Annotated in this window: 12 protein-coding genes; 5 read left to right on the top strand and 7 right to left on the bottom strand. The window is 65.3% G+C overall.

Translation table 11 applies throughout. The features are described 5' to 3' along the window. Window positions 1–80: 80 nt before the first annotated feature. Entirely contained in the window at window positions 81–1,586 is a 1,506-nt protein-coding gene (locus tag WBQ44_RS03670; protein WP_495565378.1) for a DUF7782 domain-containing protein, read from the bottom strand. Between the two features lie 94 nt (window positions 1,587–1,680). Further along, on the bottom strand, window positions 1,681–2,049 hold the full coding sequence (locus WBQ44_RS03665; protein ID WP_495565377.1) for a DUF3099 domain-containing protein: 369 nt from the start codon (window positions 2,047–2,049) through the stop codon (window positions 1,681–1,683). An 86-nt stretch (window positions 2,050–2,135) separates the two neighbouring features. Between WBQ44_RS03665 and WBQ44_RS03660 the strand changes: the two genes are divergently transcribed. Further along, entirely contained in the window at window positions 2,136–2,372 is a 237-nt protein-coding gene (locus WBQ44_RS03660) for a DUF3039 domain-containing protein (protein ID WP_495565376.1), read from the top strand. A gap of 13 nt (window positions 2,373–2,385) precedes the next feature. Here the strand turns inward: WBQ44_RS03660 and WBQ44_RS03655 are convergent, their stop codons facing one another. Beyond that, the gene (locus tag WBQ44_RS03655) at window positions 2,386–3,519 is read right to left on the bottom strand and encodes a YihY/virulence factor BrkB family protein (RefSeq protein WP_495565375.1); all 1,134 of its coding nucleotides are present in this window, start codon (window positions 3,517–3,519) and stop codon (window positions 2,386–2,388) included. A gap of 315 nt (window positions 3,520–3,834) precedes the next feature. On the opposite strand from WBQ44_RS03655, the gene WBQ44_RS03650 reads away from it, so the two are divergent. Next, the gene (locus WBQ44_RS03650; protein WP_495565393.1) at window positions 3,835–5,514 is read left to right on the top strand and encodes a DEAD/DEAH box helicase; all 1,680 of its coding nucleotides are present in this window, start codon (window positions 3,835–3,837) and stop codon (window positions 5,512–5,514) included. A gap of 129 nt (window positions 5,515–5,643) precedes the next feature. Here the strand turns inward: WBQ44_RS03650 and WBQ44_RS03645 are convergent, their stop codons facing one another. Beyond that, window positions 5,644–5,838 (bottom strand): DUF7455 domain-containing protein, encoded by a 195-nt coding sequence (locus WBQ44_RS03645; RefSeq protein WP_068375891.1) that lies wholly within the window; start codon window positions 5,836–5,838, stop codon window positions 5,644–5,646. Between the two features lie 241 nt (window positions 5,839–6,079). Between WBQ44_RS03645 and WBQ44_RS03640 the strand changes: the two genes are divergently transcribed. Together WBQ44_RS03640 and WBQ44_RS03635 are read left to right on the top strand one after the other, a co-directional pair. Continuing rightward, on the top strand, window positions 6,080–7,138 hold the full coding sequence (locus WBQ44_RS03640; RefSeq protein ID WP_495565374.1) for an EamA family transporter: 1,059 nt from the start codon (window positions 6,080–6,082) through the stop codon (window positions 7,136–7,138). Then, window positions 7,060–7,419, top strand: coding sequence for a DUF952 domain-containing protein (locus tag WBQ44_RS03635; protein ID WP_495565373.1), 360 nt, complete (start codon window positions 7,060–7,062; stop codon window positions 7,417–7,419). The genes WBQ44_RS03640 and WBQ44_RS03635 overlap by 79 nt, the downstream gene beginning before the upstream one ends. A 65-nt stretch (window positions 7,420–7,484) precedes the next feature. Here WBQ44_RS03635 and WBQ44_RS03630 read toward each other — a convergent pair whose 3' ends face one another. Next, on the bottom strand, window positions 7,485–8,867 hold the full coding sequence (locus WBQ44_RS03630) for an RNA polymerase sigma factor (RefSeq protein ID WP_495565372.1): 1,383 nt from the start codon (window positions 8,865–8,867) through the stop codon (window positions 7,485–7,487). Window positions 8,868–8,990: 123 nt separating this feature from the next. After that, the gene (gene ppgK / locus WBQ44_RS03625; RefSeq protein WP_495565371.1) at window positions 8,991–9,794 is read right to left on the bottom strand and encodes a polyphosphate--glucose phosphotransferase; all 804 of its coding nucleotides are present in this window, start codon (window positions 9,792–9,794) and stop codon (window positions 8,991–8,993) included. A 272-nt stretch (window positions 9,795–10,066) separates the two neighbouring features. Between ppgK and WBQ44_RS03620 the strand changes: the two genes are divergently transcribed. After that, the gene (locus WBQ44_RS03620; protein WP_495565392.1) at window positions 10,067–10,972 is read left to right on the top strand and encodes an inositol monophosphatase family protein; all 906 of its coding nucleotides are present in this window, start codon (window positions 10,067–10,069) and stop codon (window positions 10,970–10,972) included. A 45-nt stretch (window positions 10,973–11,017) separates the two neighbouring features. Here the strand turns inward: WBQ44_RS03620 and cei are convergent, their stop codons facing one another. Beyond that, window positions 11,018–11,698: an envelope integrity protein Cei gene (gene cei / locus WBQ44_RS03615; protein WP_495565391.1), complete on the bottom strand. Its 681-nt coding sequence runs from the start codon at window positions 11,696–11,698 to the stop codon at window positions 11,018–11,020. Window positions 11,699–11,998 lie beyond the last annotated feature (300 nt).

The raw sequence follows: 11,998 nt of genomic DNA, 5'->3' as shown, positions 1-11,998 counted from the left end.
AAGTTCCCACGCTGCACGCTGTGATACCCGCCTGACCAGGGTCTATCCCTGCACCGGCCTGAGAAGTTGCTGAGAAGGTCTCAGCGTTCGGACCCGATGTCATTGCGCCCCGCGGGCCGGACCAGACCGTGCCGATGCAGCGCGACGACCAAAGCGGTTGCCTGCTCCAGCAGCGCGTCTTCGTCGACTCCGTGCGCTGCGGCGAGAAGGCCGACGAGATCGACGAGGGGAAGCCCTCCAGGTGACATGCCCGCCAGCAAAGTCGCACCCAGCTCGTCGATCTCGTGTTGCCAGTTCGGTCCGTCGCCTCGGTGCACGCGCGTCACCGCCGAGGCCCATCCCTCGTCACCGGGCAGATACACGCGTTCGAGCGCCGTCGCCGGGTCGAGTGCGAAGACCGCAGTCGCGGGGTCGTTCTCGCGGAGCCAGGTGAGTCGAGCGAAGTAGTCGATGGCCTCGTTCCCCAACGGATCGTCGAATGCGTGCCGAAGATCCTCGGCCAGAACGTCGGTCGGGAGGTCGGTTCGACGGAGGTAGACGAAACCGAAGCCGATTCCCGTAACCCCGGCTGCGTCGAAGTGGTCCAGCCATGCCTGCGCCTGAGCGGCGCCGCCGGGCTCGGTGGGGTCGACGCCACCGTCGCGCATCCAGGTTCCGACGTAGAGCGCCGGATCGGCCACGTCGCGTTGGAGGACCCACGCGTCGACGCCGTGATCGGGCAGCCACGACGCCACTCGTGATCGCCAGTCTTCGCCGTCGACGTGCACCCAGGAGGCCAGAATCGCCGCAGTTCCCCCGGGCTTCAGATGAAGCGGGGCCTGCCCGATCATCAGCTCGCTGGCGCCGTCGAGGTCGAGGCCGGAATCCCGGTAGCTGTGGCTGACCGTGCCCAACCCGACGACGAAGGGCGGATTGGCGACGATCCGGTCGAACAACCGACCCGCGACCGGCTCGAACCACGATCCCTGCAGCAACTCGACATCGAGCTCGTTCAGGGCCGATGTGGCAGCGGCGAGAAGCATGGCGCGTTCGCTGATGTCGGTGCCCGTGACGGAGTGGGCGTAGCCGGCGGCGTGGACAGCTTGAACCCCGCAGCCGGTACCGACATCCAGCAGGTCCGCCACGGGTGTGGTGGGCGTTCCGCGCAGCAGGGACAGTGATGCCTGACCCACCCCGAGCACGTGGTCCGCGGACGTGGGCGCAGGCCGCATACTGCCGTCCGGGTCGGAGACGATCCATCGGGTTCCCCGGCCGGTATCGAGCGGTCTGATGTCCAGCGCAGCGCGCACCAGCTCCGGGCCGGTGCGCGTGAGGATGGAGGCGTCGAGTGCATGATCGATGGTCAGGGGCGCGAGGGCCTGTGCTGCGTCGCTTACCGGTATGTCGTCCGAGAGAAGAAAGAGCCGGATCAGAACACCCAGGCTGCCGTGACCCTCGGATGCACGCCGCACCGGAACGGGCTCGCTGCGACCCAGTGCCGCGTGCGCCCCATCACCGAGGACGTCGAGAAGTGCATCGGCGTCGTAGCGGTGAGCAAGGAAGGCCTCGCGGAGGGAAGGACAGGCCGCCAGAAGAGAGTTCGTCACCCGCACAGTCTTTCAAACGAACCCGTCCCTCGGCCGACGGGCGCATCAGTCGTCTGCCGCCTGGCGGGTCAGTCGTCTGCCGCCGACTGGCGGGTCAGTCGTCTGCCGCCTCGATCACTCGGTGACCCGTCGCCTCGATGACCGGTCGTTCCGTGACCCGGCCGTCGTAACGGCTGATTTCGTCGTTCGTCCGGGGTGGGCGGTCGTTGGCGATGAGAACTGCCATCCACGGCAGCGGGATCGACGCTCCGACGATCGCCATCGCGATCCACGGGTTCGCCCAGATGCTGTAGGAAACGGCGGCGAGAACAAGCGCAGGGATACGGAAGGACATGATGAACATGTACTTCTTCACACGCGCACGATGTTGTTCTTCCACCGAGCTCTGCGCCTCGGTGATCAGTGCGGGGTGACGGGCCGAGCCGCTCTCGGCCGAGCCGTAGAAGCCTGGTGTACGCGTCATGACTCCACTGTGTCACTAGCCGCGGACGATTGCACTCGACCGCGTTGTTCGTCTCACCGGGGCACCGTGCGGAATAATCTATCGGTATGAGCACACAGACCAAGGACCGTCCCGATATCGCCCCCGACGAAACGACGGAGGACGACACCCCGAAATTCTTCCACTACGTCAAGAAGAACAAGATTGCCGAGAGTGCGGTCATGGGCACGCATGTGGTCGCACTGTGCGGCGAGGTATTTCCCGTCACCAAGTCGGCAAAGCCCGGTTCGCCCGTGTGCCCCGACTGCAAGAAAGTCTACGAAGGCCTGAAAAAAGGGGAGTGACTCCTACCCCGATCTACGGGTCGGGCACTTGGGTTTTCGCGGCGCCGGGCACCTCGATTCTTGCCGTGTCGGGAACAGTGTCCGGTGCGGGGCTGCGAGACTCGGGCTGCGTCGATCGTGACCGATCTCCGGACAGGCGGATGGGCCCGGTCGCCAGCCGCCAGGCGACGGCGCCGACCGGACCCGATTCCTGGTACGCGGCCTGGGCCGCCAGCCATTCACGCATCTGCTCGATTCGCGTCGCTCGCGCCGGGAAGAATTCCTGAATCGTGGCGTTGAACTCGGCTCCCAGCACCACCGCGAAGCCCAGGAAGAACGTGAAGAGCAGGAAGGCGATCGGGGTGGCAAGCGCGCCGTACGTGTATCCGGTACCGGTGATCCATGTCAGATAGAGGCGAAGCACCGCGCTCGCGATCATGAAGAACACACCGGCGAGCAGAGCCCCGCCCAGCAGCCGGTGCCATGGCAACGAGGTGTGCAGCGCCACCTTGTACAACGTGGTCAAGCCCACGATCAGCAGCAATCCCACCGCCGGGTAGTACAAAACGTCGATCAGTTCGCTACCGATCTCGAACCACGAGCCGGGTAGCAACGCCTGAAGATACGTCGGGCCGAGTGCCACGAGCGGAAGTACGAACACGGCGACGACCAGGAACCCGACGTAGAGCAGAAGCGCGAAGATCCTCTGCCAGATCGGGTTTCGAGCGTCCTGCTGACCGTGCGCCTCGACGATCGAGTCGACGAACGTGGAGATCGCGGACGACCCGGCCCACAGCGACAGCACGAAACCCGCAGACACGACTTCGCCGCGCCCCTGCTGAAGGATGTCCTGAACCGTCGGCTCGATGATGCCGTCGACCACGCTGTCGCTGAACACCGTGCTGCTGAAGGTGATGATCTTCGACTCGATGATCTCGATGGTGTTGGGTCCGAACCACCCGGCAACGAAGCCGAGGCTGCCGAGCACACCGAGCAACAGCGGTGGCAACGACAACGTCTGCCAGAAGGCGGCCGTGGCCGCCTTGCTGAAGATGGAATCGTCCCAGGCCTTGCCGAGAGTGCGCAGAGTCACAACCCAGACGAGGTGGAACGGCCGTCGGGCGGTCAACTCTTCCGCCTCGGCGGCATCGGCTGGGGATTTGCTCATGATCACTCCAGCATTCCCGACGCTGGTGCCCAGCGCGAAGTTGCGGGCCTTTGCGCACTCGGCGTGTCGTGATCGCGCGTCGTATTCTGCGGCTCGAACATCGGCCGCACTCGTCGGCGAGATCGGTCGATGCAGAATCGGTCGATGCAGAATCGGTCGGTGTGGAGCGATAGGCTCCACGGCGGACACTGCAGGGCTACCGAGAGCGCGAGGAATTCGATCGATGCCAGGAACCGGCGGCCAGTGAGCGCTGACACGACCGACACGACAGACCATCCGGCAACCCCCACCGCCAGTTCAGCAGGGGGCGCGCCCCTGCGCGCCTGGCAGCGACGGGCCCTGACCAAGTACCTCGTGGCGTCACCGAAGGATTTCCTCGCGGTGGCAACGCCGGGCGCCGGTAAAACGACGTTCGCCCTCCGGGTCGCGTCCGAACTGCTGGCGCATCGCACCGTGGATCAGGTGACCGTCGTTGCGCCCACCGAACACCTGAAGCATCAGTGGGCCGAAGCCGCGGCGCGCGTGGGGATAGCTCTCGATTCGCGCTTCTCGAACTCGACCGGTCAAACATCGAGCGACTACCACGGCGTGGTCGTCACATACGCGCAGATCGCGTCGCACCCCTTCCGTCACCGCGTGCGAACGGAGGCTAGAAAAACCCTGGTCATCCTCGACGAAATCCACCACGGCGGCGATGCCAAAAGCTGGGGCGAAGGTATCCGTGAGGCGTTCGGCGACGCCACCCGCCGCCTCGCGCTGACGGGTACGCCGTTCCGTAGCGACGACAGCCCCATCCCGTTCGTCAACTACGAGCCGGACGACGAAGGGCTGATGCGTTCGCGCGCAGACCACTCCTACGGCTACTCCGACGCACTGGCCGACGGTGTCGTCCGGCCGGTGGTCTTCCTCGCGTACTCCGGCGAGGCCCGGTGGCGTGACAACGCCGGAGAAGAATTCACCGCGCGGCTCGGCGAGCCGCTCAGCGCAGAGCAGACCGCTCGTGCTTGGCGCACCGCGCTCGACCCGGCAGGCGACTGGATGCCTGCCGTTCTGCTTGCGGCCCATACCCGTCTCGGGCAGTTGCGCGCAGGAGGAATGCCCGACGCCGGCGCACTCGTCATTGCCACCGACCAAACCGTTGCACGGGCGTACGCGAAGCTCATCGAGGTGATCACGGGGGAGACGCCGTGCATCGTCCTGTCGGACGACCCCACCTCGTCTGCACGTATCGCGGAGTTCGGCAAGAGCGATCAGAAGTGGATGGTCGCTGTCCGCATGGTGTCCGAGGGCGTCGACGTCCCTCGGCTGGCGGTCGGTGTCTACGCGACGAGCGCGTCGACCCCGCTGTACTTCGCACAGGCGATCGGTCGTTTCGTGCGGTCGCGTCGGCCGGGTGAGACGGCGAGCGTCTTCCTCCCGTCCGTTCCGGTGCTCCTCGACCTCGCAGCGCAGCTCGAGGCACAACGCGATCACATCCTGGGCAAGCCACACCGCGAGAAGGAGGGCTGGGAGGACGATCTCCTGGCCGATGCGAACAAGCAAAAGGACGAACCGGGCGAAGACGAGAAGGCTTACACCTCGCTCGGCGCCGACGCGGAACTGGACCAGGTCATCTACGACGGTTCCTCGTTCGGCACCGCGACGTTCTCCGGTAGCGACGAGGAGGCCGACTACCTCGGCCTGCCTGGGTTGCTGGATGCGAAGCAGATGCGCGACCTGCTTCGGCAACGTCAACAGGAACAGATGGAGAAGCCGTCGGCAGCTCCGGCGCCCGTCGTGCCCGCACCTGCCGCACCCGATCGAGTGTCCACTGCCGGACAGTTGGCGGCTCTGCGACGCGAGCTCAACAGTTTGGTCGCGGTGTACCACCATCGAACGGGAAAGCCGCACGGAGTCATACACGGCGATCTCAGACGGGTGTGCGGTGGTCCTCCGACCGCAATGGCGAACGCCGAGCAGCTCGGTGAGCGGATCACTCAGCTGCGCAAGATGTGAGACACAAAGAACGGGTGGCCCGAGGGGCCACCCGTTCTTTGTTGCTCGAGGTACTGCGTTGTTGCTGCGTGAAGCTCTGTCTCGAATGCCGTCGTGGGCGGCGGGTGCCACCCGATGCGGGCGAGCCGACTACACCGTGGAGTCCGATTCGGTCATCACCGTTGCGTTCACTTCACGCAATCGATCTTCGTGCTCCTTGGCGTGGTGACCGCAGAACAACAGTTCTCCTCCGGTCGAGAGCACAACACGTGCGCGAGCCCCTGCACCGCACCGGTCGCACCGGTCGGCTGCTGTCAGCTGTGGGCTGGTCAATGTTCCGGGCATGACTCCTCCGTACTGGCTTTCGGGGTGATCCGATCGCCTGGGGCCGGTCCGCCGCGTCGGTATGGCGCGGTCCGTACACTCTTTCAGACGATCGGCGGTCACGTGTTGTTCCCGAGGGCGTTTCTTTGTGTTGTCACTAACACGAAACGTGGGGAAACCTGCTGGCCTCGGCTTCGACCCCGATTTGTGTTCGCTCTCAGCTGATTCCGATCGCGCGCGGACGGCGGTCTAGGGTCGAGCGGTGAAACGAGGCGGACAGACGACGAGCACGGTCGACCGCTACGGAATCCCTGCCCTGTTCGTCGTCGGGGGACTGACCCAATACGTGGGCGCGGCGATCGGTGTCTTCTTGTTCGACACCCTCGATCCCGCGGCTGTCGCGTGGCTGCGCGCACTCGGTGCCGCCGGCGTACTTCTCGCGTGGCGGCGGCCCTGGCGTCGACGAACCGGTGCAGATCGCTGGACCCGAAGAAGGATCACGATCGCCACGTTGTTCGGGCTGGCCACCGTCGGCATGAACGTTGTCTTCTACGAGGCCATCGCACGAATTCCGCTCGGAGCGGCCGTCGCCATCGAATTCCTCGGCCCGATCGCCGTGGCCGCCGCAGGATCCAAACGCCCGCGTGATGTCGTCGCCCTGGCGCTCGTGGTCCTCGGCGTACTCGCCATTGCGAGCGCCCAGCTGGGCAGCGGAGCGGTCGGCATCCCCGGCGTCGGATTCGCACTCGCCTCCGCCGCACTGTGGGCTGCATACATTCTGCTCGGCAAACGCGTCGCCGACGCCGGAAGCGGCATCGACGACCTGGCCGTCGGGATGGCAGGGGCGTCGATCATCTTCGCGCCCGTGCTCGTCGGACCCGTGCTCGCTGTGCACGCAGGCGTGTTTCTCGAGCCGCGAGTGTGGATCCTGGGTCTCGGAGTCGGGGTGTTGTCGAGTGTCGTGCCCTACGTTCTCGACCAGGTCGTCCTGGTTCGGATCGGCCGCGCCCGGTTCGCTCTGCTGCTTGCGCTTCTACCGACGACGGCGACGATCGTCGGTGCGGTCGTCCTCGCGCAGCTTCCCACCGTGGCCGAGGGTCTGGGCATCGTGGCGGTCGTCGTCGCGGTGACGATCGGTGGTAGTGCCGCAGCGGGCACAGCGCGACCGACGGACGCGATTCCGCCTCCCAAGTATTCGGACAGCTCGAGCGGTGTGCCGTGCGGTCGTGGACAATGGCGGGCGTGGCCACGTCGTCTTCACCTCTGCTGCACATCTGCACCGTCGAAACCTGGCTTTCGGCCCGCACCTGCGGAGAACTGACTCCCGGCGGCGCGTCCGGAGGGGCTTTTATCCACCTCTCGACGCCCGAGCAAGTACACCTGCCCGCCAACCGGTTGTTTCATGGTCGCCGCGACCTCGTGCTGCTGGTGCTCGACCCGCAAGGACTCGGATCGCCGGTTCGATGGGAACCCGGGGTGCCCGGTGACCCGGAATCCATGCTCTTCCCACACCTGTACGGGCCCCTCCCGAAGAGCGCGGTGACCGGCGTCGTCGACTACACGCCCGACGCGGACGGCATGTTCTCACCGCCCCGGCTGTGAGCCCTCCGCAACGACGAAGCCGCCGTCCCGAAAAGGACGGCGGCTTCGTGAAGCGGTGGTGCAGGTCAGTCCAAGTAGTCCCGAAGCACCTGCGAACGTGACGGGTGGCGAAGCTTGGACATCGTCTTCGACTCGATCTGACGAATCCGCTCGCGCGTGACGCCGTAGACCTGCCCGATCTCGTCCAACGTGCGGGGCTGACCGTCGGTGAGCCCGAAGCGTAGACGCACAACGCCTGCCTCACGCTCGGACAACGTCTCGAGCACCGACTGCAGCTGATCCTGGAGCAAGGTGAACGACACGGCGTCGACTGCGACGACCGCTTCGGAGTCCTCGATGAAGTCGCCCAACTGGCTGTCGCCCTCGTCACCGATCGTCTGGTCGAGAGAAATCGGCTCACGCGCGTACTGCTGGATCTCCAGCACCTTTTCCGGCGTGATGTCCATTTCCTTTGCGAGCTCTTCAGGAGTGGGCTCGCGACCCAGATCCTGTAGCAGTTCTCGTTGGATACGACCGAGCTTGTTGATGACCTCGACCATGTGAACGGGGATGCGGATGGTACGAGCCTGGTCGGCCATTGCGCGCGTGATCGCCTGACGAATCCACCAGGTGGCGTACGTCGAGAACTTGTATCCCTTGGTGTAGTCGAACTTCTCGACCGCACGAATCAGACCCAGGTTGCCCTCCTGGATCAGGTCGAGGAATGCCATACCGCGACCCGTGTAACGCTTTGCCAGCGATACGACCAGTCGGAGGTTGGCCTCGAGGAGGTGGTTCTTGGCGCGGTTGCCGTCACGGCAGATCCACGTGTAATCGCGGCGAGCTGCGACGGGGAGCTTTTCGCCCTTCTCGGCGAACTCACGCATCTTCTCGGTGGCGAAAAGCCCGGCCTCGATGCGCTTCGCGAGCTCGACCTCCTCCTCAGCGTTGAGGAGGGCGACCTTGCCGATCTGCTTGAGGTACGCACGAACGGAGTCGGCGGACGCGGTGAGCTCCGCGTCCTTGCGGGCCTGACGTAGTGCTTCGGACTCCTCTTCGTCCCAGACGAAGTCACCGGACGCCTTGTCCTCGGCGGTCGGTTCGGCCGTGGCGTCTTCTTCGGTGTCGTCGCCGGCAGCAACTACCTCGACGACGTCGCTCGCGGCTGCGGCGAGATCACCCTCGGGTACGTCGATGTCGTCGATTCCGGGGGCGTCCTCTTCGCCGTCGCCGCCCGGTGTCGCGGTTGTTGCCTTCTTCGCGGCGGCCTTCTTGGCCGGAGCCTTCTTGGCGGCCGCGCGCTTGGCGGGGGCCTTCTTCGCCGCAGCCTTCTTGGCGGGCGCTGCGGCCTTCACTGCCGGAGCAGCATCGGCCTCTCGGATCGTGCCGTTCGGTGCCTCCGCAGCAGGTGCAGGGGACGCAGACTCTGTTGCTGAATCTACGGTCTGACGGATATCGGTGGCTGCCACGTACGCCCTTTCGTGACGGTGTCGTGCGGCGTCACGCCAGAGTTGTTTCCGGCGGAGAGGTCTTGTCGATTGTGCCGGCGTGCAGACCGGCATCAACCATTGTAACGACCCGCAGGAACTTTGTTACCGAGCCTGGTCGGTATAGGCAGCTGTGTCGGCTGCGAGAGCCGCGCCGACGATGCCTGCGGCATTCAACAATGTGGCCGCCACCACCGGTGTTCGGTTGGTCAGAAGCGGAATCCACTTCTCGCTCTTGCGACTGATACCCCCACCTGCAATGAACAAATCCGGCCAGAGCAGTGCCTCGAACGTTTCGAGAACTTTGGAGACCTCCTTCGCCCACTCCTTGTACGACAGGCCCTGGTCGTCCTTGACCGACGACGCAGCTCGGTGCTCGGCTTCCTTGCCGCCGACCTCCATGTGGCCGAACTCGGTGTTCGGAAGCAACACCCCGTTGTGCAGCACTGCGGAACCGATGCCCGTTCCGAAGGTGAGCAGGACGACGACGCCGTCTTTGTCCTTGCCCGCGCCGTAACGATCCTCGGCAACGCCGGCGGCGTCGGCGTCGTTCAGCACGGTGACCTTCTGATGGCCGAGCGCGGCGGAGAACAACGCTTTGGCGTCGGTGTCGATCCACCCCTTGTCGATGTTGGCAGCCGATCTCGCCACACCGTTGGTCACGACGGCGGGCAGCGTGATCCCCACGGGTCCGGTCCAGTCGAAGTGCGCCGTTATCTGTGCGACGACAGCGGCGATGGCATCGGGGGTGGACGGCTGCGGCGTCTCGATCTTGTAGCGCTCCCCGACGAGCTGTCCGGTGACCAGATCGACGATTCCGCCCTTGATTCCGCTGCCACCCACGTCGACACCGAATCCCTGCCGTTGCCGTGCGTCCGTGGGGATGGCTCCCGAAACTGCCTGTGTCATGTGGCGCGCGCTCCTGGTGAAAGTGGATGGTCTCGTGCACCTGCCCGACTGTCGTCGGCGCTGTGCCTTCCAAAGATGGTTGCCTTCGAAAGATGGTTGCCCTTCAAAGGTGGTTGCCTCTGAAAGATAGTCGCCATCGAAGAATAGTGGGGCGGCGGCAATCCGCGGGCGTACTCGACGATCGGATACTGCCGCGGCGGCTGTTCGGGTGGTGCTGACGACAGGACCTGTGATGCGATGGTGCAGTGTCGAAACCCTCAGCGAAACCGGACCTGTCCTTCAACGATGTGAACCGAAACCGGGATGCGGAACTGTCGGAGGTGGCGCACGACATCGCCCGAGCGGCTGCGGCACATATCCGCGCCAGGCGCCCGGAGGTTTTCGGTCCAGGGGGAGAGCAGCACGCCGCGGTGGACGATTCCACGGTCCAGTCCACGAGCTCGGTGCAGACCAAGAGCACCCCGACCGACCCGGTGACGGTGGTCGATACGGAAGCCGAACAAATTCTCCGGACGATGCTCGCCGAGCGGCGTCCGGAGGACGCCATCCTCGGGGAAGAGGGTGGTGGCCGAACGGATTCGGTCGACGGCGTGCGGTGGGTCCTCGACCCGATCGACGGCACGGTCAACTTCCTCTACGGCGTTCCTGCCTACGCAGTGTCCGTCGCCGCTCAGGTGGACGGAGTCAGCACGGCCGGTGTGGTTGTCGACGTTGCTCGCGACATCGTCTATAGCGCGGTGCGAGGGGGCGGTGCAACTTCTACCGAATCTTCGGGCGCGGCAACGGTTCTGACGTGCAACCCGGTGTCCGATCTTGCCTTGGCGCTCGTGGCGACGGGCTTCGGGTACGGGTCCGAGCGGCGCAGAGTTCAAGGCGGGATCATCGCGGAGTTGCTTCCCCGGGTTCGCGACATCAGACGCATCGGTTCGGCGGCCCTCGACCTCTGCATGGTCGCCACCGGCGCGGTCGACGCACACTTCGAACACGGACTCAGCCCATGGGACTGGGCAGCGGGATCCCTCATCGCCGAAGAGGCCGGCGCGGTGATTCGGCTACCGAGCCCGAATTCGACCAGCGCGGACGGCGCCGTGACGGTTGCGGTCGCGCCCGGTATCGAGGGCGCGTTCTTTGCGACTCTGGACGCGGTCGGGGCGCTCGATCCGATCCTGGACGCCTGACGGACGCCCTTCCTGCGCCCGTGCAGGGCGTAGGAAGGGCGTCCGTCAGCAGCGTGCGCTGCGCGCAGCTTCGAGCAGATCGATATCGAGTGGGGCTGGAGTGGACCCGGGGGTGACACCGGCGAGCGACTGCAACACCGATTCCGCATCGGTATTGGGCTGCAGGCTCTGAAAATACGTTCCGAGCGCGAGATCGACGGTGTCGTCGGGTCGACCGTCCTGGATGAGCTCGGCGCACGGAGCGACCAACCACACCGCACTTGCCGCTGCGACACCGTTGGCGCCGAACCGAATTTGACCCTGGCACTGCATGTTCTGATCGAGATACACGGGATCGTTGCCCACCTGCACGTCGGGGGCGCTCGCGAACCCGTACTCGCTCAGGTCCGCTGCCACGGTGGCTGCCTGACCCCGTTCACCGTTCGCGTTGTACACCCGCACCTTCGTTGCCGACAGTGCCGCGGGCTCCGCGTCCAGCAGCGCGGACCGATCGATGCGTTCGCCCAGTGGCGCAGGCACGGTGCCGTCGCTCGCCGGCGAGGTGGTGGGTTCGTTGCACTCCACGGTGGCCGTCACCGTTTCGCCGCCCGTGAAGACTCGGATCCAGGTGACCACGCCGAGTAGCGCAAGAACGAGCAACACGATCAGGATGGGTAGCGCACGCCTACGACGAAACGGCCGGCCCCGGTCGTCTGTCGATGAGCCCTCGGTGATCAGAGAAACCACGGTGTGGACGCGCCTTTCCTTCAGCAGGACTGGGTTCATGGTGTCGGCGTTCTCGACAGGCGAGCTCCGCGCTCGCTCACTGTAGTTGTTCCCGGCGGCGAGTTCGGGATCCGCTGCACTCTCGCTTGCTGTCGACCTGATCGAGACCACCGACACAGCCTGTCGAAGGACCCGCGTCACCACCGGAATTTACCGGCAGGGGGCGTTGTTCGCACCGATTGTCGGGACACGACGAAACCATCGAAAGACCCGGTTTCGTCAAAGGCGAAAGGTTCGGCTATTGTCTGGCGGCCCCGGTGG

Source organism: Rhodococcus sp. (in: high G+C Gram-positive bacteria) (assembly GCF_049591685.1).
Lineage (GTDB): Bacteria > Actinomycetota > Actinomycetes > Mycobacteriales > Mycobacteriaceae > Rhodococcoides.
This window is presented reverse-complemented; position numbering and strand designations above follow the sequence as displayed.